At 70.5% G+C, this 23792-nt stretch carries 15 protein-coding genes; 9 read left to right on the forward strand and 6 right to left on the reverse strand.

The window, feature by feature from the left end; genetic code table 11:
- The first annotated feature begins 812 nt into the window (after positions 1-812).
- Both QSK18_RS09160 and QSK18_RS09165 read left to right on the forward strand, forming a co-directional pair.
- Positions 813-2387, forward strand: a complete 1575-nt coding sequence (locus QSK18_RS09160) for an LCP family protein (protein ID WP_285617770.1) — start codon at positions 813-815, stop codon at positions 2385-2387.
- 214 nt (positions 2388-2601) lie between these two features.
- The gene (locus QSK18_RS09165) at positions 2602-3678 is read left to right on the forward strand and encodes a glycosyltransferase family 2 protein (protein ID WP_232809207.1); all 1077 of its coding nucleotides are present in this window, start codon (positions 2602-2604) and stop codon (positions 3676-3678) included.
- Between the two features lie 738 nt (positions 3679-4416).
- Here the strand turns inward: QSK18_RS09165 and QSK18_RS09170 are convergent.
- The 5 genes from QSK18_RS09170 to QSK18_RS09190 all read right to left on the reverse strand — a co-directional run bounded on the left by QSK18_RS09170 (position 4417) and on the right by QSK18_RS09190 (position 10603).
- Positions 4417-5646 carry a glycosyltransferase family 4 protein gene (locus tag QSK18_RS09170; protein ID WP_285617773.1) on the reverse strand — a complete coding sequence of 410 codons (1230 nt, stop codon included), beginning with the start codon at positions 5644-5646 and terminating at the stop codon, positions 4417-4419.
- 9 nt (positions 5647-5655) lie between these two features.
- Positions 5656-6633, reverse strand: a complete 978-nt coding sequence (locus QSK18_RS09175) for an ABC transporter ATP-binding protein (RefSeq protein WP_232809205.1) — start codon at positions 6631-6633, stop codon at positions 5656-5658.
- Positions 6626-7534, reverse strand: a complete 909-nt coding sequence (locus QSK18_RS09180; protein WP_232809204.1) for an ABC transporter permease — start codon at positions 7532-7534, stop codon at positions 6626-6628. The genes QSK18_RS09175 and QSK18_RS09180 overlap by 8 nt, the downstream gene beginning before the upstream one ends.
- A complete protein-coding gene (locus tag QSK18_RS09185; protein WP_285617778.1) occupies positions 7531-8919 on the reverse strand; it encodes a nucleotide sugar dehydrogenase in 1389 nt (462 codons plus the stop codon). The genes QSK18_RS09180 and QSK18_RS09185 overlap by 4 nt, the downstream gene beginning before the upstream one ends.
- Before the next feature lie 181 nt (positions 8920-9100).
- Positions 9101-10603 (reverse strand): glycosyltransferase, encoded by a 1503-nt coding sequence (locus QSK18_RS09190; protein WP_232809202.1) that lies wholly within the window; start codon positions 10601-10603, stop codon positions 9101-9103.
- A gap of 213 nt (positions 10604-10816) precedes the next feature.
- Here QSK18_RS09190 and QSK18_RS09195 point away from each other — a divergent pair, with 213 nt between their 5' ends.
- The 6 genes from QSK18_RS09195 to QSK18_RS09220 all read left to right on the forward strand — a co-directional run bounded on the left by QSK18_RS09195 (position 10817) and on the right by QSK18_RS09220 (position 20148).
- Complete coding sequence (locus QSK18_RS09195) at positions 10817-12472, forward strand: glycosyltransferase family 4 protein (RefSeq protein WP_285617781.1); 1656 nt, start codon at positions 10817-10819, stop codon at positions 12470-12472.
- Positions 12472-13734, forward strand: a complete 1263-nt coding sequence (locus QSK18_RS09200) for a glycosyltransferase (RefSeq protein ID WP_232809200.1) — start codon at positions 12472-12474, stop codon at positions 13732-13734. The genes QSK18_RS09195 and QSK18_RS09200 overlap by 1 nt, the downstream gene beginning before the upstream one ends.
- Positions 13731-14822 carry a non-hydrolyzing UDP-N-acetylglucosamine 2-epimerase gene (gene wecB / locus QSK18_RS09205; protein WP_285617782.1) on the forward strand — a complete coding sequence of 364 codons (1092 nt, stop codon included), beginning with the start codon at positions 13731-13733 and terminating at the stop codon, positions 14820-14822. The genes QSK18_RS09200 and wecB overlap by 4 nt, the downstream gene beginning before the upstream one ends.
- Positions 14819-15877 (forward strand): class I SAM-dependent methyltransferase, encoded by a 1059-nt coding sequence (locus QSK18_RS09210; RefSeq protein WP_285617784.1) that lies wholly within the window; start codon positions 14819-14821, stop codon positions 15875-15877. Before wecB ends, QSK18_RS09210 begins: the two co-directional genes overlap by 4 nt.
- 141 nt (positions 15878-16018) lie before the next feature.
- Positions 16019-18532, forward strand: coding sequence for an N-acetylmuramoyl-L-alanine amidase (locus QSK18_RS09215; protein WP_285617787.1), 2514 nt, complete (start codon positions 16019-16021; stop codon positions 18530-18532).
- 320 nt (positions 18533-18852) lie between these two features.
- The gene (locus QSK18_RS09220) at positions 18853-20148 is read left to right on the forward strand and encodes a SpoIID/LytB domain-containing protein (protein WP_285617789.1); all 1296 of its coding nucleotides are present in this window, start codon (positions 18853-18855) and stop codon (positions 20146-20148) included.
- A gap of 68 nt (positions 20149-20216) precedes the next feature.
- On the opposite strand, the gene QSK18_RS09225 is transcribed toward QSK18_RS09220, so the two are convergent.
- A complete protein-coding gene (locus QSK18_RS09225) occupies positions 20217-20984 on the reverse strand; it encodes a TIGR03089 family protein (protein ID WP_232809195.1) in 768 nt (255 codons plus the stop codon).
- Positions 20985-21437: 453 nt separating this feature from the next.
- On the opposite strand from QSK18_RS09225, the gene QSK18_RS09230 reads away from it, so the two are divergent.
- Complete coding sequence (locus tag QSK18_RS09230) at positions 21438-23756, forward strand: hypothetical protein (protein ID WP_232809194.1); 2319 nt, start codon at positions 21438-21440, stop codon at positions 23754-23756.
- Positions 23757-23792: the final 36 nt, after the last annotated feature.

A 23792-nucleotide genomic window follows, 5' to 3' on the forward strand; every position in this document is an offset into this window, starting at 1 on the left:
GGCGATGGTCAGGATCGAGGCGGTGGTGCCACCCACCGGGACCCGCGGCGGGGGTGCTCGGGGCCCGGAACTACGGCGTCGGCCCACCACCTCGGGGGCGTAGATCGGCGGCGGGGCATCTGTGCTGGACCGGCCGGTGCCACTGGAGGTACCGACGACGAACCGCTACTTGCTCGGAAACGGGTTTCGGCCTGTCTCCTGCTCACGACGGGCTGACGCTCGAGCAGTTGCAGAATCGGTCGCCTGGCTCGAACCGGTGACGTCTCGAGCGAGACTGCCCAAGGCGGAAAGGTGCGTAGTCCGGACCGCAGGCTTTAGGACAGGGTGTCTGTCGTAAGCGTCGTCGGTGCGGCGGCAGCGTCGGTGCAGTAGCGCGAAAGGCCGCCGGGTGGGTGGTACCTCAGCTTCCGGGCGGGAATGTCCCGCCAAAACCGTTACTCCTTGCGCGATAGGGATGAGCCGTGAGTTACCTCTGACATGCCCTGTCCCCGTCCGTCCGTGACGGCTAGGATTGCCCATGTGTGCCCCCGCCCCCCGTCGGGGGCACACACCTTTTGCTGGCCGTTCTCGCCAGACTGCCTACCCGGCAACGGTCGTCCGGCCTATATCGGCAAATCTCTGAGGCCGGAAACGCGACACGGCGGTGTCGGTCCACCGGCTCAGGTGCGCCTCGGGGCAATACTGAGGCAATGTCCGACTCCCGTTCACCGGCCGCTCGGCGTTCTTCGCGCCCCGGACCGGGAACGGGTCATGCACTCAGACGCCACCCGCGGGTCCAGCGGGTGAAGGGTGGGCGCTCCGGCGAGGGCGAAGTGATCACCCTTCCCCGGCGCCCGTCCGGCGGCGGGCCGAAGGGCCCCCGCGGGCCGAGAGGACCGCAGGGCCGCAAAGGGCACCGGCCCGAGCAGCCCGGAGCCGGCGCGCTCAAGGTGCGGCGCTCGATCACCCTGCTCGTGCTCACCCTGCTCGCCCCCGGCTCCGCCCAGGTGCTCACCGGCCGGTCTCCCTCCTCGCGCCGCCCCGAGCCCCTCGGCCGCCTCCGGCTGACCGTCGCCCGGGTCTCGCTGCGCCTGTGGTTCGCCTTCGCCGGCCTGGCCGTGCTCCTGACCCTCTTCGCTCTGGTCGACCGCGACTGGGTCCTGAGCCTGTTCACCCACCAGTGGGTGCTCCGGCCCCTGGCCGTGGTCTTCTTCGTAGGCGCGCTGACCTGGCCGCTGCTGCTGGTCGACGCCTGGCGCATCGGCCAGGCCCCCGAGCTCGGCCGCCGCTCCCGCCGCTGGATCGCCCTGCTCACCGCCGTCCTGATGATCGCCACGTTCGCCGTGCCGCTGGCCCTCGGCCGCCGGGTCTGGGCCGGTGCCGACCTGCTCTCCGGCGTGTTCGGCTCGGGCAAGGACTCGGCCGCGGTCGACGGCCGTTACAACGTTCTCCTGCTCGGCGGCGACACCGGCCCGACCCGCGTCGGCACCCGGCCCGACAGCATCCACCTGGCCAGCATCGACGAGAAGAGCGGCCGGACCGCCCTGTTCAGCCTGCCCCGCAACCTGCAGAACGTGCCCTTCCCGGCCGGTACCCCTGCCGCGGAGGCCCTGCCGCAGGGCTGGAGCTGCGGCGACGACTGCCTGCTGAACGCGATCTACAAGTACGGCAGCGACAACCCGCAGCTCTTCCCCGGGGCGCAGGACCCGGGCGCCGAGGCGATGATGCAGGCCGCCGAGGGAGTCACCGGGCTCAAGGTCAACTACTACGTGATCATCGACCTGCAGGGCTTCGAGGAGCTCATCAATGCGGTCGGCGGAGTGGACATCAACGTCGTCGCCCGCACCCCGATCGGCGGTGGCGGCTCGAAGATCCACGGCTGGATCGAGCCCGGCGAGCAGCACCTCGACGGCTACCACGCCCTCTGGTACGCCCGCTCCCGGGTCACCACCAGCGACTACGACCGGATGGCCCGGCAGCGCTGCGTGATGACGGCCATGGTCAACCAGCTCGACCCGGCCAAGGTGCTGCGCAACTTCCAGGGCATCGCCGCGGCCGGTTCCCAGGTGGTCGCCACCGACGTCCCGGCCGGCCGGCTCCCGGCCTTCCTCGACCTGGCGCAGAAGGCCAAGCGCAACGAGATCGAGAGCGTGCAGTTCGTGCCGCCGGTGATCGTGCCCAAGCACCCCGACTTCGCCGAGATCCGGCGTCAGGTCACCGAGACGATCGACCGGCTCGAGGGCGGGTCCCCGGCGAAGGACCAGGCCCCCTCCACCACGGCCGCACCGGTGAAGAAGCAGGATCCGGAACCGGCCTCGGAGGCGGTCATCTCGCCCGCCCCGGCACCGGAGGCGAAGGAGGCGACATCGTCACCCAGCGCAGCCGTGGATGTGCGCTCCGTCTGCTGAGCGGACCGACTTCTGTTCGGAGGGAAGGGAAGTACGGCTTCCGGAGGTGAAGATCGGGGCGGCGGCCGCCCTTACGTGCATAACTTTGCTGTGACATTCTGTGCCCTCCCGGTACGGAGTTGCCTGATCAGAGGCTTCTGCGGACAAGTCGGCGCAGAACTGGCGCCGATGCGCGCACCAGGCACACCTTCACCCCGGATAGGCTGGCCGAGACATGGACGGCCACCTGCCTGAGGCGCTCGGCGCCCCCTCCCGCATCGATCAGCTGCCGGCTGACGCGCCGGTGAGCATCGTGCTCTGCGTGCTCAACGAGCAGCGTCACCTCGAGCAGGCCGTGCGCCACGCGCTCGACCAGGACCACGCCGGTCAGCTGCAGATGGTGATCGCGCTCGGCCCTTCGAAGGACCACACCGACCAGATCGCCGAGCGCCTGGCCCAGGCCGACTCGCGGATCACGCTGGTGCGCAACCCCGACGCCAAGGGCAGCACCCCGGCAGGCCTGAACGCCGCCATCGCCGAGACCAAGTACCCGGTGGTGGTGCGCATCGACGGCCACTCGATGCTGCCGCGCGACTATGTCCGCGTCGCCGTCGAGACCATGCGGGAGACCGGTGCTGACAACGTCGGCGGCGTGATGGCCGCCGAGGGCGAGACGCCGTTCGAGCAGGCCGTGGCCGCCGCGATGACCAGCCGGCTGGGCGTCGGCAACGCCTCCTTCCACACCGGCGGCGCCGCGGGCGAGGCCGACACGGTCTACCTGGGCGTGTTCCGTCGTTCCGCGCTCGAGCGGGTGGGTGGCTACGACGAGACCTTCCTGCGCGCGCAGGACTGGGAGATGAACCTGCGCATCCGCCGCAGCGGTGGCCGGATCTGGTTCCAGCCCAAGCTGCGGGTATCCTACCGGCCGCGCTCCACCGTCAAGGCCCTGAGCCGGCAGTACTTCTTCTACGGTCGCTGGCGGCGCGTGGTCATGCGTCGGCACGAGGGCACGGTCAACTTCCGCTACCTGGCTCCGCCGATCGCGCTGGCCGGTGTGGTCGGTGGCCTCGGTCTGGCCGCCGCCGGCGTCAAGGCCGGCGCGGTTCTGCCCGCGGGCTACCTGGTGGCGATCTGCGCGGGGTCGGCGTTCGAGGGCCGGGGGCTGCCCCCGGGCGCCTGGGTCCGGCTGCCCGTGGTCACGGCCACCATGCACCTCAGCTGGGGAGCAGGCTTCCTGCTGAGCCCGAAGAAGCTGGCCGAGCTGCCGAGCCGGATCACCGGCCTGACCATGCCGGACGCCTCCACCTCCTGAGCCGTCTGGCCTGGATGGTTGCCGATTACAGACGTCCGTCCGCCTGCCAGCGTGCGGCGGGCTTGGTGCCAACCAGCGTCCGTAGGGGCTTTTGCGGACGCCCGCCAGCCCATCGGTGACCCGGCTCCTTGGGTGCCAACCAGCGTCCGTAGGAGTTGGGGACGTCTGCCGGTCCAGTGGTGGTCTGGCGGCTTGGGTGCCCGCGGGCGTGCGTAGGTGTTTGGGGCGTCTGTCGGCCCAGTGGTGGTCTGGCGGCTTGGGTGCCCGCGGGCGTGCGTAGGTGTTTGGGGACGTTTGTCGGCTCACTGGTGGTCTGGCGGCTTGGGTGCCCGCGGGCGTGCGTAGGAGTTTGGGGACGTTTGTCGGCTCACTGGTGGTCTGGCGGCTTGGGTGCCCGCGGGCGTGCGTAGGAGTTTGGGGACGTCTGCCAGCCCACTGGTGACCCGGCGGCTTGGGTGCCCACAGGCGTCCGTAAGAGCTTTGTGAACGCCTGGCAGCCCTTTGGCGACCGGGAAGCCTTAAGTGCTGACGGGCGTCCGTAAGAGCTTTTTGGCACCTGAAGCCCCTTTCGGTGACTGGGAGCGTTGGGGTGCCCGCGGGCGTCAGTAAGGGGTTTGGACGCCAGCCAACCCCTTCGGTGACCGGGGAGCTTGGGTGCCCACGAGCGTCCGTAAAAGCTCTGGGGACGTCTGTCAGGCCCTTCGTGACAGACGTGCTGGGGCCCGCGGGTGTCGGTGATCAGCCGACGGGGGAGCCGACACTCCACTGCCGGATCAGATCCGCGAACAGGCGACCGTCCCGGGCCCAGTCCAGATCTGCGCGGGCGGCTGACCAGCCCAGGGCTCCCATGCGCTCGCGCCGCTCGACGTCGCCCCGCAACGCCCTGACCGCCGCCTCGGCCGCGTCCACATCACCGAAGGGCACCACCGTGCCGGTGCGGTAGTGGCCCACCAGTTCGGCCGCCGCCGCGTTGGGCGTGGTCACCACGGGTACCCCGCAGGCCATGTACTCCATCACCTTGGTGGGGCGGGAGACCGCGTAGTTGGGCTCGTCGTGCAGCAGAGCCAGACCGGCCAGGGAGCCGGGCAGCAGGCCCAGCGCCTGACGGTTGGGCACGAAGCCGTGGTGCACGATCCAGCCCTCGGTGTGGGCGTGGGCGATCAGGCCGGCCACGTCGCCGTCGGCCGGGCCGATCAGCTCGACCCGCACATCACCGGCCAGGCGGCGGCCCAGCTCGATCATCTCCAAAGCGCCCCGGGCGCGGGTGATCCGGCCTAGGTACACCACGCGTTCCGCCTGGGGCGGCGGTGGCTTCTCCAGCGGCACAGGGACGCTGTTGGGCACGACCGGGTGCTCCCGCCGGAACCTGTCGCGGTACCCCTCTTCGGCCAACAGCAGGGAGCAGCGACCTTCGGCCCATCGTTCGGCGGCCCGCACAGCAGCGCCGGTGAGCGGGCGTACCGCGCGGGGGAGCCAGGACTTCATCCGTAGGGCGGCCGCTGTGTCTTCGTGCACGTCCCAGACCACCAGGGGGGAACGACGGCGGTCGAGGCCGGGTACGGCGAGCAGCAGTTCCGGGTCGTGCAGCAGGGCCAGATCGTGTTCGGGGCCGATCTTGTGCAGCAGGCGACGGGCCGAGGATATGGCGGTGAGCCGCTGCCGCCCGGCTGCCCGGGGTAGGTCCACCGCGGTGACACCTTCAGGCGGGCGACGGTGGGAGGCCTCGAACGGTGCCGCGTAGGTCACCTGCATGCCGGCGGCCAGCAGAGCGGTGAGCTGGCGGTAGCGGATGCGGGCGTCGTCCGGATCGTGCACCACGGTCATCACCAGGACGCGTGGGGCTTTCGGGGCCAATGGGACACTGACGGGGACGGGCGAGGGGGACGTGCCCAGCGGCATCGAGGACTCGTCCTCAACCGCCTCCGGCTCGGGGCGGTACCCCCACTGGGTCACGTCCTTCTCACCCACCCGCGCGCTTCACTCGGGGCCGTTCTCCGATTCGACATAGGCCTCGATGACCTCGTCGACGCCACCGTCCATGATCAGTTTCCCCTTGTGGATCCACAGCACCCGGTTGCAGGTCTTGGTGATCGCCGGCAGAGCGTGGCTGACCAGGAAGACCGTACCGGCCGACTCCCGCAGTTCGCGGATCCGCGCCTCACTACGCTGCTGGAACTGCCGGTCACCGACCGAGAGCGCCTCGTCGATCATCAGCACCTGGTGGGACACCGAGGCGGCGATCGAGAACCGCAGCCGGGCGGCCATACCCTGCGAGTAAGTACGCATCGGCAGGTCGAGGAACTCCGGGTCGAGGCCGGAGAACTCGACGATGCTGTCGTACTTCTCCCGGACCTCTTCCCGGCTCATGCCCAGGGCCAGACCGCCGAGCATCACGTTGCGCTCGCCGGACAGCTCGTTCATCAGCGCGGCCCCGACCCCGAGCAGGGTGGGGTTGCCGAGCGAGTAGATCGAGCCGCGGCGGGCCGGGACCAGCCCGGCGACGGCCTGCAGCAGGGTCGACTTGCCGGAGCCGTTGGTGCCGACCACGCCGATCGCGTCGCCCTCGTAGGCGGTGAAGCTGATGCCCCGCACGGCGTGCACCTCACGGGCCCGGCGGATGCCCGGGGTGCGCGAGAGCAGCCCCTTCTTGTCGCCGTTGCGCCCGTTGGCGGCCTTGCCGGTGGCATACACCTTATAGGTGATGTGCAGGTTGTCCACGATCACGGTGGGCCGCTCGCGCGGACCGGCCGGGACCCGGGTCTTGATCTTCTTCAGCCCGGAGGGGCCGACGCCCTTCTTGGCCGCCTTCTTGGCCGGGGGTCGGGGCGGTGCGGGCAGTTCCTCCTGAACGGCCGCAGCCGGCTGGGGGGCGTCCTGCCCAGGGGTGTTCTCCAGATCTTCCCCGTTCACGTCGGTGGCAACCGCACCGCGCGGGGAAGAGGTCGGCTCAGTCACGTCCGTACAGTCCTTCGGCTTGCCAGAAGAAGAGGAACCCAACAACGAACAGCAGCACGCCGTAACCACCGGCCAGGGCCCAGGTGGTGGCGGTGATCTCGATCCCGTTCTCGACCCCCCGCAGCCCTTCGAGCATCGAGTAGCGGATCAGGCTGATGTAGACGTTCAGCGGGTTCAGCTCCAGCAGCGGCCCGAAGGCCCTGTCCTTGAAGCGCTCACCGATGATGAAGAAGATCCCGGACATGTAGAAGAACAGTCGCGTGATGAACGGGATCAGCTGGGTGATGTCGCGCATGTGCACGGTCAGCCGGGCGGCCAGGAAGGCCACCCCTCCGCAGAACAGCGCCATCAGCGCGTAGGCCGGAATGATCATCAGCCAGTCCAGGTCCGGCGTCTCACCGGTGAACATCACGATGATCGCCATCACGGCAACCATGGCGACCAGCTCGAACATCTTCTGCAGCACGGTGGCCAGCGGCAGCACGGCCCGTGGGAAGTGCAGTGCCCGCACCATGCCCCGGTTGCTGATCAGCGACTTGGCGCCGTCGGCGAAGCAGCCGGAGAAGAAGGAGAAGGTGAAGACCCCGACCACCAGGAACGCGGGGTAGTTCTCCGGGCGGCTGCTGTTCGGCATGATCAGGCCGAACACCAGGCCGTAGACACCGGCCTGGATCAGCGGGTTCAGCACCACCCAGCCCATGCCCAGGCGGTTGGCCTCGTTCTGGGCCCGGAAGCGCGACTTGGCGAACTCCCAGGTCAGGTGGCGGCGTGACCACAGTTCACTCAGGTACTTTCCCAGCGGGGGCCGGCCCCCGAGCTGGACCAGCCCGTACTGGGCCGCGCTTGCTGCCGCCCGCTGCGATGCGCCCGTCTCGGGCCGGATCGGCAGGATGCTGGTCAAAGTCGCTCCACGGTTGCGCTGTCTGCACTGTCTGCTGCGTTGTCGAAGGCGCCGCGGGTGTCCAGCACCAGTGGTGCGAGCCGGGCGATCTCGTCGAGATCGTAGCTTGAGTGGCGTTGCAGGAGTACGACGATGTCGGCCCGACCGAGGGCCCCGGCGAGGTCCGGGACGCAGCGCAGCATCCCGTGCGAGGTGGCGGGGTTGCCCGGTTCACCTTCCGGTGCCAAATCGTGACCAACCGGTTCACCCGGCGACCGGACCGGATCACCGCTGAGTGCCCAGTCGGTCACGAACGGGTCATGGAACGCGATGTCGGCCCCCGCGGATTGCAATCGGATCGCAATCGGCACCGCGGGCGACTCGCGCTGGTCGGAGATGTCGGCCTTGTAGGTGACTCCGAGCAGCAGCACCCGGGACCCGCGCAGCGGCTTGGCCACGTCGTTCAGCCGGTCCTGGACCCGCTGCACCACGTAGCCCGGCATCGCGTGGTTGATCTCCTGGGCCAGCTCGACGAACCGGAACGGGTAGCCCAGCGCGGCCCGGACCCGGTAGGAGAGGTAGTTCGGGTCGATCGGGATGCAGTGCCCGCCCACCCCCGGGCCCGGGTAGAAGGCCTGGAAGCCGAAGGGTTTGGTGGCGGCGCAGCGGATCACGTCCCACAGGTCGATGCCCAGCTCGTGGCAGAACCGGGTCATCTCGTTGACCAGGGCGATGTTGACGTGCCGGTAGGTGTTCTCGAGCAGCTTGGACATCTCCGCCTCGCGGGTGCCGCGGGCGGTGATCACCTCGTCGACGATCTTGCGGTAGAACGCCGCCGCCCGGTCGGTGCAGGCACCGGTGGTGCCGCCGATCACCTTGGGGGTGTTACGGAAGCCCCAGCGGTCGTTGCCCGGGTCGATCCGCTCGGGGGAGTAGGCCAGGAACAGGTCCTGGCCGACCTTCAGGCCGCCCTCCTCGAGCATCGGGCGCAGCAGTTCGTCGGTGGTGCCCGGGTAGGTGGTGGACTCCAGCACGACCAGGGTGTCGCGCTGCACGAAGGCGGCCACCGAGGCGGTGGCGGCCAGCACCATGCGCAGGTCGGGGCCGCCGTCCTCGGACAGCGGGGTGGGTACGCAGATCACCACGGTGCGGGCGCCGGCCACCACCGAGGCGTCGGTGTGGGCGCTGAACCCGGCCTGGCGCATGGCGGCGATGTCGGCGTCGGACAGGTCGTCGACGTGCGAGCGGCCCGAGTTCAGGTGCTCGACCACCGCCACGTCGAGGTCCAGCCCGGCCACCTGGAGGCCGCTGCGGCAGGCCTCCTGGGCCAGGGGCAGGCCGACGTAGCCGAGCCCGACCACCACGAGGTCGGGTGCGTCGGGCCCTGTCGGGGTGTCGTGCGACATCTGTTCAGGGTCCTTCCGCCCGCCGGCCGCGTGTTCGGGCGCTCGGCTCGAGGTGGAAGGTCTGATCCCGACATCCCCCGATGCTGCCCGCCCGGATTCAGTCCGGGGCGCCCGGACTGAATTGTGACACGCTGTGCGCATTGGTGGGGCGGCATGTAATCAATGCCTGCTCAGGAGCAGGTCACACGGCGGGCCAGCCCAGGGCCGACCAGTCCCTTTCGTCACTCTTAGTCCGGATTTCGGCAATCGTCTCGGCGTTCGGGCGGCCGTTGAGGCGGTAGTAGCGGGCGGCGATCTCGGCCCGGGCCTTCACGTAGTCGTCGCTCGCCCCGGGCAGCAGGTGCTCCACATAGCGACCGTCGAACAGGCCGGGGGTGAGGGCGTCGGTGACCAGCAGCTCCTCGCGGCTGATCTGGGGCACCCCCTGCAGACCGGGAGCCAGCACCGGGCTGACCGTCAGCGGGCCGCGCAGGTCGCCGGGCCGGGTGAGGCGGGGCGGGCGGCCCAGGGTGTTGGCCAGCGCGGGCGGCAGCACCCGGCCCACCGTGCGCCGGGCGAAACGCTGGGCGTGCAGTGAGGCGGCCTCCATCCGCTCGCCGCTGGGCACCCCGACCGCGGCCAGGCCGATCACTGCGCGGGCGGCCTCGGTGGCGCCGGTGGGCGGGTCGAGGTCGAGGCAGGAGGCGGTCAGCCGGCTGCGCACCCGCTCGTCGAGCAGACGGGTCAGGGCGGCGTCGAACTCGCGCGGCCGGTCCGGGTCGGCCGACAGGGCCAGGCCGGTGTTGGCCACGATCCGGGCCCGGGTGCGCTGGTCGTCGGTGACCGCGTCGGCGTTGGGCACCAGCAGTGTGGGCACGGCCGAGTAGAGCAGCTCGTGCACGGCGTTGTAGCCGCTGGCCGAGACCGCCGCGTCGAACGCCTTCATGTAGCGCACCAGCGGGAACACCGAGATCTGCTTGGGCCCGGCGGCGGTGGCGGCCCGCCCGCGCAACGGCGAGGAGGTGACCACCACCTGCCAGCCGGCTGCGCTGAACTGCTCGACCGTGCGCGTGTAGGCGGCGTACAGGTCGCTGCGCTTGCTGCTGCCCAGGGTGAGCAGCAGACGCGGTCGGTCGGGGTCGAGCCCCAGGTCGGCCACCGCCTGCTCGCGGCTGAGCTGGGGCACCTGACCGACCAGGGTGATCGGGCCGACCCGGCGCGCGTCCTCCAGGTAGACGGTGCGGCCGACGTCACCGGCCGCGGCCAGGTCGCCGGGCTCGAGCACGGCGGCGAACAGCCGGCGGTAGCGCAGGGCCCGGGCGCCGACGCCCTTCTGCCACATCGCCCGGCGGCTCCAGATGAACGGCACGTCGGGCATCCGGCGCAGCGCCCGCAGCACCCCGTCGTAGGGGTAGACCCCGTCGAACACGAACGCGCTGGCGTTGGTCTCGGTGACCAGCGCGGTGATCCGCTCGGCCAGGTACGCGTCCCAGTGCCGGCGGGGCACCTGCTTGCGCAGTGAGCTGGGGGCCCACTCGGCGCGCATGCCGTACTGGTTGACCACGGTGACCGCTGAGGACAGCGAGAAGATCACCGGGTCCATCCCGCCGAGCGAGGCCAGGGCCAGCGCCAGCTGGCGGGACAGGTGCCCCATGCCCTTGCCGTTGGTGGTGGCCAGCACCACCGTGGGCGGTCCGCTACGCATCGAGTGAGGTCGCCGTCCTCATCTGCATCTCAGAGCCTTGTCACCGGCTGCTGTCTCGGTTCTGCCACCTCGGCCGTTCGGAGGGGTGGACCCTCGGTAACCGTGGTGGGGTTCAACATACGGCAGACTGGGCGGTCGCAGAGCCGGTGCATCCAGTCACTGTCCGCATCGGACGGGTCGGCGGTCATCGTTCGTTCGAGGAGAGGTCCGGGGATGGGAGCGCTCGCCCGCTGGCGGCGCAAGCTCAGGCGTCAGGTCAGGTCCGTACCCAAGGGCAGCCGCCGGGCCGCCCGGATCGCGATCACCTACGCGGAGACCGCGGCGGCGGTGCGGCGGGACAAGGAGCGCCGGCACGACGACGCGCTGCGGCTGCTGCAGGACGCGGCCCGGCGCAGCCCGATGGACATGCGGGTGGCCCGGCTGCGCTCGCAGGTTCTGGCCCGCACCGGTCAGCTGTCCGACGCGGTGGCCGAGGCCTCCCGGCTGGCCATGGCCGCTCCCAGCAGCAAGAACGTCCGGCTGCAGCGGGCGGTGCAGGGCCGGCTGGTGGAGACCGACGCGGCCTGGCGGCCCAGCGTGCCCGGCGCCCGCCCCGCTCGGCTCCCGACCCCGGTGCCGGGCCGGGTGCTCTACCTCGCCAAGGAGTCGATGCCGCACCGCAACAACGGCTACTGCACCCGCACCCACGAGACCCTCCTGGCGGTCCGCGGCGCCGGGCGGGAGCCGGTCGCGGTCACCCTGCCCGGCTTCCCCGCGGCGGCCGACGAGGACGAGGCGGTCGCGCCGACCTCGTGGGTCGACGACATCGAGTACCACCACGTCATGCCCGGGGCCGGCCAGCTCTCGGCGGTGACCTGGGAGGAGTACGTGCAGCTGACCACCACCACGTTCGCCCGGCAGGTGGCCCGGGTGCGGCCCGAGGTGCTGCACGCCGGGTCCGGCCACCGTGGCTACGACCTGGGGGTGGTCGGGCAGGCGCTGTCCGACTGGGCCGGGCTGCCGTGGATCTACGAGGTGCGCTCGTTCTTCGAGACCACCTGGACCGCCGACGAGCGCTACGCCGAGCACGCCGAGTACTACCGGCGCCGGTTCGCGGCCGAGACCCGGGCGATGCGGGCGGCCGACGCGGTGGTCACCCTGAGCGGGCCGATGCGCGAGGAGATCGTGCACGGTCACGGGGTGGCCGAGGACAAGGTCTTCGTCATTCCCAACGCGGTCGACCTGGACCGGTTCCGGCCCCGCCCGCGCTCGGCGGAACTGCGCTCGCGGCTCGGCCTGGACGGAACCTTCGTGCTCGGCTACATCAGCAACCTCGACCACTTCCGCGAAGGTCAGGAGGTGCTGCTCGCAGCCGCGGCGAAGCTACGCGCCCAGGGCCTGGCGGTCAGCGTGCTGCTGGTCGGCGAAGGGCGTCGGCGGGCCGAACTGGAGCAGCAGGCCAAAGAACTCGGGCTGGGGCCGGCCGCGGTGTTCGCCGGTTCGGTGCCGTTCGACGAGGTGCCCGACTGGTACGCGCAGATCGACCTGTTCGTGGTGCCCCGGGTGCCGGAACGGGCCGGGCGGATGGTCTCGCCGATGAAACCGTTCGAGGCGATGGCGATGGAGGTCCCGGTCCTGGTCAGCGATCTTCCTGCGCTGGTCGAGATCGCCGGCGAAGGGCTCTCCCGGGCGAGTGTTTTCACCGCGGGCGACGCGGACTCGCTGGCCGCGGTGGTCGCGGATCTGGCCGGACACCCCCAGGAACTGGCCAAGAAGGTGACCGAGGCGGCCGACTGGGTGCGCCGCGAGCGCACCTGGGCCGGGAACGGCAAGGCGTTCGACGCCGTGTACCGCTTCGCCGTAGAACGTTACGCCGAGAGGGCCCGCTGATGCTGATCTCGATGCCCGGGCGCGACCAGAGCACCGAGGGCTGGGCCGCCGAGACGTTCTCGGCCCTGGCCCGGATGCCGGTCGAGGGCCCCGAGCCGGTGGTCTGGCCGTTCACCCCGTACTACACCGGCAACCCGTTCCAGAGCGTGCTCTACAGCCGGTTCGGCGCGCAGAACCTGGTCGCCGCGCCCACTTTCCGGGCCGCCGACCTGCTCACCACCACCCGCAACTGGCCGGGTGACGTGCCGCTGGTGGTGCACCTGCACTGGCTGAACCAGGTGCTGGCCCGGGCCGCCGACGACCGGACGGCCGACGAGGCGGTGGGCCGGCACGGCGAGATGCTCGACAAGCTCCTCGCCCGGGGCGCGAAGCTGGTCTGGACGGTGCACAACGTGCTGCCGCACGACGCCCGGTTCGAGGCCCAGGAGGTGCGGCTGCGCGAGCAGGTGGTGCAGCGGGCCGACCTGGTGCACGTGATGAGTTCACGCACGGTCGAGGCGGTGGAGGACTGGTTCGCCCTGCCCCGCGAGAAGCTCTACCAGTGCGATCATCCCGGCTATCAGGGGGTGTATCCGGACTGGATCAGCCGGGTGGAGGCGCGGCGCCGCCTGCGTATCCCCGACGCGGCGGTGGCCCTGCTGCTGACCGGTGCGGTCAAGCCCTACAAAGGCATTGCCGACCTGCTCGAGGCGGTGGACCGGGTCTCCCGGGCGCGGCCTGGTGAGGTCGTGCTGATCGTGGCGGGCCGGCCCGACGAGGCACCCGAGACCAAGGAGTTCGTGACGGCGGCGGCCGCCCATCCGGCCGTGCGGCTGCTCCCGGCCCAGGTGCCGGACACGGACATCCAGGTGCTGATGCGCGCGGCCGACCTGGTCGCCTTGCCCTACCGGCGCTCGCTGAACTCCGGAGTGCTCGCCCTGGCCCTGAGTTTCGGCCGTCCGGTGCTGCTCCCGTCGAACTCGGGCTCGCTGCCGGTGGTCGACGGCGGGGCGGCCCTGGTGTATCCGCCCGACGGGGTGGAGGCGCTGACCGATGCCGTCTTCCGTTGCCTGGACGCTGATCTGGCCGCGCTGGACCGGGCTGCGGCGGCGGCCGGCCGCCGGATCGACCGCACGCTGATCAGCGAACGGTTCGCCGCCGACATGCGCTCCTGGGCCGATACCGGGGTGGTTCCGGAAACCGCCCCGGCCGCCGAACTCTCGGTCCAGACCGAGGTGGTGGCCGGGATCGCGGCCGGGATCCCGCCGGGGGCGGCCCGATGAGCCGGATCGTCCACGTCACCGGCGCACGGCCCAACTTCCCCAAGGCGGCGCCGGTTCTGGCGGCGTTGCGCGGCCGGGCCGAGCAGGTGCTCGTGCACACCGGCCAGCACTACGACGATCGGCTCAGCCGGGTCTTCTTCGACGAGCTCGACCTGCCCGAGCCGGACCTGAACCTGGGCGCGGGCTCCGGCAGCCACGCCCAGCAGACCGCCGCGGTGATGATCGGCCTGGAGCAGGTCTTCACCGAGCGGCGGCCCGACCTGGTGGTGGTCTACGGCGACATCAACTCCACCCTCGCCGCCGCCCTGGTCGCGGCCAAGCTGCAGATCCCGGTGGCGCACGTGGAGGCCGGGCTGCGCAGCTTCGACCTGAGCATGCCGGAAGAGGTGAACCGCCGGGTCACCGACCAGCTCTCCGACCTGCTGCTGGTCACCAGCGCCGACGCGGTGGGGCACCTGGCCCGGGAAGGCGTGCCGGCCGGGCGGATCCACTTCGTGGGCAACCCGATGATCGACACCCTGCTCAGACACCTCGACCGGTTCGACCCGGCCGCCGCCCGGGCCGAGTTCGGTCTGCCGGAGAGCTATCTGGTGGCCACCCTGCACCGGCCCGCGAACGTGGACGAGCCGGAGGCAGCCGGCGAACTGGTCTCCGTGCTGCACAAGGCGGCCGAGCGGATGCCGCTGGTGATCCCGCTGCACCCGCGCGGGCGGGCCGGACTGCAGAAGGCGGGCCTGGACTCGTCCTCAGGTGTTCGGTTGCTCGATCCATTGCCCTATACCGGTTTTCTGGGCCTGGTGCGCGGGGCGGCCGCGGTGCTGACCGACTCCGGGGGAGTGCAGGAGGAGACCAGCGTGCTCGGCGTGCCCTGCCTGACCATGCGGCCCAACACCGAACGCCCGGTGACCATCACGCACGGCACCAACCGCCTAGTGGGTGTCGACGGGGTGCTGACGGCCCTGGACGAGGTGCTCGCAGAGCCGGCCCGGCCGCGACCGGCACCGCCGGAGCAGCGGCCCCCGCTGTGGGACGGCGCGGCCGGCCCACGCATTGCCCAGGTGATCCTCGACTGGCTGGCGGCCCGATGAACCTGCGCCGTAGCGTTCTCAACACGTTGAAGCGCCTGCCCGAGCCGCGGGACGAGGCGGCGATCCGCGCCGCCCTCGCCACCCGCGACCTGGTGCTGGGCCGCAGGCCGGCCGCCCGTGTCCTGAAAGCCGACCCCAGCCCGATGGTGCGCCGACCGACTGGGCTGGCAAACGTCCCCAGTTTGCCGGAGAACCTGGAATGGCAACTACCGCAGGGCATCACCGGATCCGGCCACAAGGTGCGCAGCCTGTACGAGACGGGTGAGGGCGGCGGGCAGGTCTACGACATCGCCCTGCTGGAGCAGCTGAACGAGGAGTACAAGGACCGGCGGCTGGTGCCCAGCCCGCCCTCGTACAGCGACACCGCGCTGGCCGAGTCGGCGAAGCGACGGGTGCGCTGGGTGCACGACATGGTCGGCCTGACCGGGCAGCGCACACTGGAGATCGGCTGCGGCAACGGGTTCGAGGTCTGGGCACTGGCGCACAACCTGGACTGCGACGCGCACGGGGTGGATGTCACGCACTACCGCCCCTGGGACCAGTTGGCCGGTGAGAAGGTGCATTTCGAGTGTGCCGACCTGGCCCTGCAGAGCCCGTACCCGGCGAACAGCTTCGACCGGGTGATCAGCTTCACCGTGTGGGAACACGTCACCCACCCCTACGCGATGCTCAAGGCCACCTACGATCTGCTGAAACCGGGCGGAATGGCGTGGATCCGGGCCAATCTGCACGCCGGGCCGCAGGCCTCGCACCGCTATCGCGACATCTACTTCCCTTGGCCGCACCTGCTTTTCACCGATGCGGTGGTGCGGGAATGGGACGTGGCCTGCGGGCGACGGCCGATCGGGCACGCCTGGGTGAACCGGCTGAGCTGGCTGCACTACGAGTTCTACGCCGATCAGCTCGGTTTCGAGATCGCGCACCGGGCCTTCACCGAGACCCCGATCGACGAGGACTTCTACACCCGGTTCGAGGACGTGCTGGGCCGGTACCCGCGGGCCGATCTGCGCCGGGACTACTTCCTGCTGGTGCTGCGGAAGCCTGTGAAGAGCTGATTCGGCCGACCGGCCGATCGCCGTTGCTGCCATCACCAGGTGGCATCGGGCGGACGGGGGATGGCCACGTTCCAGTGAAATTACGTTGAGTATCTAGTGTGAAACTGAACGTAATTTCTGTGGTCTGGGGTCACTCCAAGCATGCGTAAAGCGCCCGTTTTCCTCTTGTCCTGCCTCACCGTCGCGCCCCTGCTCACCGGCCTGACGGCGGCGAGCTCCGCCGCAACGGCCGACGGGCCCAGGGTGGTCGAGCCGTCCATCGTCAAGATCGATCTGGGACGAGGTATCTCGTCCGCGGCCGGGAAGCCGGCGATCCTCACCCGGCAGCTGTCCACCGACGACTTCCAGACCGTGGGGGTGACCTGGCCGGGGCGTGACGTCACGGCCGAGAACCTCCGGATCTCGGTGCGCACGCTGCAGAGCGGCGTCTGGGGTGGCTGGCAGGCCCTGCACAACGACGTCGGTGACGATGCGGTGGCGAAGCAGAACGTACGAGGCGGCACTGATCCGCTGTACGTCGGTCCGAGTGAGGGTGTGCAGGCCCGGATCGAGGTTGCTTCTGGGGAGCTGCCTTCCGACCTCAAGCTCGAACTCGTCGACCCCGGCACGTCGGCCTATGACGCGATCGCCGCCACCAGTACCTACGGTGCAGCCCAGGCGGCCGAGCCGACCATCCTGCGCCGGGCGCAGTGGGGGGCCGACGAATCGAAGCTGAACTGCCCCCCGGAGCTCACTTCCACGATCAAGGCCGGGGTGCTGCACCACACCGCCGGTTCCAACCGCTACTCCGCCTCGCAGGTGCCCTCGATCCTGCGCGGCGACTACGCCTATCACCTGTCCCGCGGCTGGTGCGACATCGGCTACAACGTGCTCGTGGACAAGTTCGGCCGGATCTGGGAAGGCCGGGGCGGAGGTCTGGAGCGGGCCGTGACCGGCGCTCACGCGGGCGGTTTCAACACGAACACGTTCGGGGTGTCGATGATCGGCAACTACGACACCGCGCGCCCGAGCGCGGCTGCGGTCAATGCCGTGGCCAAGGTCTTCGCCTGGAAACTGCAGCAGTACCACCGTGATCCGAAGGGGAAGGCCACGCTGGTCTCGGCCGGGGGCGGCACCTCGCGTTATGCCTCGGGCAAGTCGGTGACCTTCCCGGTGATCATGGGGCACCGGAACACCGGGCACACCGCCTGCCCGGGCAAGTACCTGTACTCGTACATGGACGAGATCCGTTCCAAGGCGACGAAGCTCATGCAGGCCGCGCTGGTCAACCCGAGCACGCCGAAAAGCACCGCACCACGCGGCAGTGCGCTGACCGTCACGGCACGGGCGTTGCGAGCGCAGAGCTGGCAGCTCGACGTGACGGCTCCTTGTAATGGTGGACGAGTGGCGCGCCTTTCGGGGAAGGCGGCGGCTGGTAAGGAGATCCGGGCCACCTGGAACGGGCGTCTGGCCGACGGCACGCCGGCCCGTCCCGGCAACTACACGCTCACCCTCACCTCGTCGTCCAGTGCCGGTAAGGCTCGGCCGGTGACGAAAACCGTTCTCGTGCTTCCGCCCAAGCAGGCGGCCCAGCCGATGACCGAACCCTCGAACGGTGCCGGCGGCTACGTGCCGGTGACCCCGGCCCGGCTGTACGACTCCCGCGCCGGCCTGAACATCGGGGTGGGCCCGAACGGGTACGCGCGCATCCCCGTTCTCGGCCGGGCCGGAGTTCCGGTCAGCGGCGTCACCTCGGTGGTGCTGAACCTGACCGCCTCCTGCGCCACCGCCGAGACCACGCTGACCGCCTACCCGACCGGTCGTCCCTCGGCCCGTCCGGTGGCCACCGTGCCTGCCGGTGTGACCCGTTCCGTGCTGGTCACCACCCGGGTCGGTGCGGACGGCTCGATCAGCGTGGGGAACGCCCAGGGGGTGACCGAGCTCGATGCCGACATCGTCGGCTACTACACCGACGAGGTGCCCGAGGCCGGCCAGGTCCAGGCCGTGGAGGGCACCCGGGTCTTCGACAGCCGTGCCGAGGGAGGCCTGCTGACCGAAAGCCAGCCCCGCACCGTCGTCCTCCCGGCCACCGTCGGGGGCGTTGACTCGTCCACTGTCAGTGCGGTTCTGGTTGATGTCTCGGCAATCGGGCCCTCGGGCGCGGGAACGCTGACCGCCGGTCCGGGCGACCTGCCCACGCTGTACTACCGCAAGGGCGAGACGATCGACAATCTCGCGATCGTCCCGGTCGTGAACGGTCAGCTGTTGCTACGGAACTCCGGTTCGCCCACCAATGCGGTGCTCGACGTACGGGGTGTGATCACCAGCCAGGTGGCGGGTCAGTTCACGGCGGTCAAGCCGGTACTGCTCACCAGCGCCACGCTGAAGCACCAGACGCCGAAAAAGGTGACCGTCACCGGTAGCCAGACGGCCGTACCCAGCACCGCCTCGGGGGTTCTGATCAGCCTGACTGCCGACAAGCCCGCCTCCAGTACCGCGCTGGGGGCCTACCCCTGGGGGCGCTCAGCCACGAATGCTGCCGCTCTGAGGGTGGCCAAGGGAGCCACGCGTTCCAACCAGGTGCTGGTGCCGATCGGTACGGCGGGGGCCATCACCTTGTTCAACAACGCGGGGAACACCGGAGTTCGGGTGGATGTCCTCGGATATGTGCGGTGATGGTGGGTAGATCGCTCACCCACAGTTCCGCATCACCCGTTCCGTTGGGCTCAAGATCGGCAAAGGTAGCTCCGAGGAGTCGAGAGAAGCGCCAGGAGAGTGGTGGACTGCTCTCTACAGGGGACGGGCGGCGTGCTGCGGGGGCCGGAATGCGGCTGGTTCGTGGACTTTGCCTACGTCTCCTCGGGGTTACTCCGGACGATGGGCGCCGGGGGCGACCCCTCACCCGTGCACGGATGCGGCCGATGGACACCTCGTGGCCGGCTGAGACGAATCAGCCCGGCCACCCTTGTGTCCACAACCCGAGGGAGCCCCACCCGATGCGCCGTCCCCGCTCGATCACACTGACCGTCCTGGGAACTGCACTGGCCGTCATGGCGACCTCGTCCGCCGCGGTGGCCGCCTCCACGCCCACCGAGATCGGCGCCCAGGGCAAGTGCCCTTCGTCTTCGGGCGGCAAGCTCGGTAAGGCCTCCGTGCCGGAGGGCGAGGTCAAGATCTACGGCCACGGCTGGGGCCACGGCATGGGCATGAGCCAGTACGGCGCCCAGGGTGCTGCCCGTCTGGGGTGCGACTACAAGACCATTCTCAAGACCTACTACCACGACGCCTCGATGGTGAAGAAGGACCTGAACGCGCCGGTGGTCCTGAACCTGGCCTCGGGGGCGAAGACCTCCCGGCTGGAGGCCGAGACCGGCACCGTGCGCTGGTCCAGCAGCGTCCGTAGCGTGGTGCAGCCCCGGGGGACCACCTGGACGGTCGGCCGGAAGACGATCAACAGCCGGCCCGGCATCGCTCTGTTCGACCACACCGGCAAGCGGCGGATGTTCGTGCCCAACGCCGGGGTCATGTCGGCCGCGCACACCGGCAAGGTGGTCAACGTCTACCCCTACGGCGGGTCCTCGGCCCTTTCCACCCGTTACGACACCGCGCGCTACGTGGGGTCCGACTCCGGCATCAAGGTCACCGAGACGATCACTGCCTCGGACGGGCAGAGCGCGGTGCAGAAGTACCTGATGGGTCTGGGTGAGGTGCCGGTGGCCTGGCCGCTGGAGGCGCTGAAGGCCCAGACCGTGGCCGCGCGCACCTTCCTCAGCTCGAAGTACAGCAGCTCGGCCGGGGCCTACGTGCTCAGTACGACCACCTCCGACCAGGTCTACAAGGGCTGGGACGTGGAGTCGGTCGACGCCCGCTACGGCGGCAACTGGCGCAAGGCCGTGATCGCCACCGGTGACCAGGTGATCGTGGACGGTTCCGGCCGCACCATCGAGGCGCTGTACTCCTCGTCGATGGGTGGCTACACCGAGAACCGCGAGTATGTCTGGGGCAACTACGAGATCAGCTACCTGAAGCCGGTCGACGACAGCCGGTGGGACGCCGCCTCCGACAACCCGTACCGCAACTGGAGCGTCGGGATGACCCGGAAGGTGTTCGCCAAGAAGCTCGGGTTCGACTCGGTGAGCTCGTGGTCGGTGGCCGGCCGGGGCAAGGCCTCGCGGCTGGCCGGGGTGAAGGTCACCGGGAAGATCGACGGCAAGAAGGTGACCAAGACGTTCACCGGGGCCGACGTGCGCTACCGGCTGGGCCTGCGCTCGCCCGGCTTCGTGTTCGGGTAAGGGCTTCAGCAATTGAGGACGGGTCGTCCCCGACTTGGTCGGGGACGACCCGTCCTCAGTTTGGAGTTCTAGAGGGAGGGCCCCAGGTCGGTGACGGTGACCTGCTCCTGTGCGGCCAGGTGTTCGCGTTCCTCGTTGCTCAGGTTCGCCAGATCGTGGTGCAGCACCACGGAGCCCCCGGCCACCAACGGCGCCAGGTAGGCCTCGATCGCCCGGGAGGGGCCCGCTCCGGTCAGCAGGCGCATCCCCGGCTCGCCCGCCGCCGTGTTCGCCTGCACCAGCAGATCCCCGTAGCGCACGGTCAGTTCCCCCACGGTCAGCGCCGGCGCTTCGGGGCCGGCCGTGGCGTAGGGAGTGAACACGTCTCCCTGCAGCCTGATCTCGGCCGCCGCGTCGATCGCCCCGGGGGGAACGTCGCCGGTCCAGCGCGTGGCCAGCGACGGCAGCGCCACCACGACCAGTTCGGCCTGGGTGCTGCCTTCCGGCGGGGCGGTCGGGCGGTCGGTGACCAGCACGTCGAACGTCAGATCGGTGCGGGCCGGGCCGAGGTTCTCGTCGAACACCACCACGTGCGCCCCCACCGCCCAGGCCGCGAGCAGCCAGGACACGCTGCGCCAGTGCACCGGCAGGGCGATCGCCACGGTCGACCCGGGTTCGCAGTCCAGCTCGTTGACCAGCAGGTTCGCCGTCTTGGCGACCCAGTTGCCGAGCGTCTTGGCAGAGAACTCGACCCGTTCGGCGTTCGGCCCGTACCAGGTCACCCGGGGGCGGGCCGGGTCGGCGGTGAGCAGGGACGACATCAGCGCGGCGATGTCCGCCGGGGCTTGGGGAGTCACGGGGGTCAGCCTAGGGAATGTCGGGGAAGTCGCTGCCCGATCGGCTCAGCTCAGCCCAGCCCAGGGGCCGTTGGGTACCGAGCGAGGGCTGCATGTCCAGGACCCGACCGCCTGCCTCGGCGCCCTCAGAAGGTCTCTCGCGGGGAGAGGGGGACGTTACAAGAGGAGTTGCCGGTCAATCGGTAAAGCCAGCGCCACAAAAGATTATGGATCGTCGCGTTGCCTCGCATACGAAACCCTTGCTCTCGTGCCGTTCGGCGCCTCCCGTCATGTCCGGGGGATCACGGGACACCGCGCGGCTTGATCATCGGCAGTTCGCCACGGGTTCGACGGGCGGGATTGGAGCGCACCGGGAGGTGTCTCGTAGGTTTGGCGCCCGACGCCGGTAGAGCCGCTGGCCGTACACCGCCGCACCCCCGACGGCGGTGCCCGCACGACCGAAAGTTGAGTGCCGTGAGCCAGCGGACGAGCACGGAACCCCCTGCCGCCCCCGACTCCCTTCCCGGGCTGCGCGGTGAGCAGCTCTCCGGCCTGGTGCTGGCCCGGTCCGGGCCGCTGGCCGCCGGGTTCGCGGCGGTGGTCGGTCTGCTGGCGGCCGCGCTGGTGCCGTTCGGCGGCTGGCGGCCGTGGCTCGTCGTGCCGCTGGCCCTGGCCGGTTTCGCCGGAGTGGTCTGGCTGGTGCGCTGGATCCCGGCGAGCACCGCCCCGCGCTGGGCCGCGCCGGCGGTCCTGGCAATTGCCACCGGCCATGGGGTCTGGGCCGCGCTTACCCATGCCGAGCACGTGGTGCTCCGGCGAGATGCCGGCTCGTACGCGCTCTACACGCAGTGGATCTCCACGCGGCATGGCCTGCCGATCCCCTCTTGGCTGGAGGCGTTCGGGGGTAGCGGCGCGCTGACCGAGCCGGCCTTCCGGCTCTCCAGCCCGGCGTACTACCAGGTGGTGCACGGCAGCGCGGGGGCTGCGGGCACCACGGTCGACATCGTTCCGCAGTTCCTGCTCGGCGCTCCGGCGGTCTACTCGCTGGGCTGGTGGGTGAACGGCTGGGGCGGGGTGCTGGTGATGCCGGCGATCTTCTCCGCGCTAAGCCTGCTGGGGTTCGCCGGGCTGGTCACCCGGCTGGTGGGGGCCCGTTGGGCGGTGCTCGCCACGGCCTCGCTCGCCCTGGCCCAGCCGGTGCTGCACGCCGCCCGCTCTACCTACTCCGAACCGATCGCCCTGCTGTTCGTCGCCGTTGCGGCGGCGCTGCTGGTGGATGCCGTGAAGGCCGGGAACCAGCTGGACGACCGGCACGCCCGCCTGCTGGGCCTGGCCGCCGGGCTCACCTTCGGGCTCGCTGGGCTGTTCCGGGTAGACGCCCTGCGCGAGGTCTCGATGCTGCTGCCGGTAGCCGCGGTGCTCGCCCTGCGCAAGCATCCGGTCTCCCGTCCGCTGGTGGTCGGGGCGCTCGGAGGCACGGCCGTCGCGGTGATTCCGGCGGTCTGGCTGTCGCGTCCTTACCTAGGGACGATCGCCGGCAGTTTGGTCCCACTGATCGCGGGTGGGGTGGTGCTCGGGTTGGGCAGCTTGGCTGCGGTGCAGATCGCGCGCCGACGTGAGGGGAAGACGTCGGCGCTGGGGCAGAAGCTGACCAGCGGAGTGTGGCCGGAGCGCTGGCCGTGGCTGTTGGGCGGGGCTGTGGCGCTGCTCGGCGTGCTGCTGGCCAGCCGCCCGCTGTGGATGATCACCCGGCAGGACCCGAACGACCCCGGTTCCCGGGTGGTCGCGGCGTTGCAGGCGGTGCAGGGCCTGACCGTCGACGGCGGCCGCACGTACGCCGAGCACAGCCTGAACTGGCTCAGCTGGTACCTGGGCCCGGTGATGCTGGTGGCGGCCTGGGTGACGTTCACCTTCCTGGCGGCGGCCACCGGGCGCTGGTGGCTGGCTTCGATGCCGAACCAGAGGACGGGTGCGGTCGGGTCGGGTGGTCCTGGCTCGGCTAAACCGGTGTCGGCCACGGCGACCGAAACAGCCGATGGTGAGCCCGCCACCGACCGGGTGCCGGTGCCGCAGTCGCCGGGCCGATCGTCCATCGGTCGTTCCGGGGTTCCGGTCTGGCTCGGCCCGGCTGTTGTCGCGTTCGGCAGCCTGGTGCTGTCGGTGTACCGGCCCAGCATCACCCCCGACCACCCGTGGGCCGACCGCCGGATGGTCCCGGTGGTCATCCCGGCGCTGGTGATCGCGGCTGTCGTGGCCATGGCCTGGCTGTCCCGCCGGGCCCTGCGCCGCTGGACGGCGACCGCCCTCACCGGGGTGGTGGCCGTGGCCGTGGTGATCATGCTGCTGCCGCCCTGGCTGGCCACTCAGCCGGTGGCCGGGCAGCGCACCGAGAAGGGGCAGGTCGCGGCGGCCGAGAAGGTGTGTGCCGAACTGCCCGCCGATGCCGTGGTGGTCGCCCTGGACAACCGTGCGGCGAACGAGTGGCCGCAGGTGGTGCGCGGTTTCTGCGACCGGCCGGCGGCCTCGCTGCGGGTCGTCGACATCGAGGACACGCAGACCGTGGCCGACTCGGCCCGGCCGATCGTGCGGCGGATCGCCGAGGCCGGGAACACCCCGGTGCTGCTGGCCGCGACCGAGCAGGGCGAGGCCGTGATCGACGCCCTCGGACTGACCTCCGAGCAGGTGGTGGACCTGGTGTCGAACGAGGACCAGCGCTATCTCACCCGGGTGCCGGACGGTGAGGAACGGCTCGATATCGACGTGTGGCTGGCCGATGCCTCGAACGTCACCTGAGAGGGCTCAACGGGCGATTCTGCCCCAACCGTTATC

This window comes from Kineosporia sp. NBRC 101677, from assembly GCF_030269265.1.
Taxonomy (GTDB): Bacteria; Actinomycetota; Actinomycetes; order Actinomycetales; family Kineosporiaceae; genus Kineosporia; species Kineosporia rhizophila.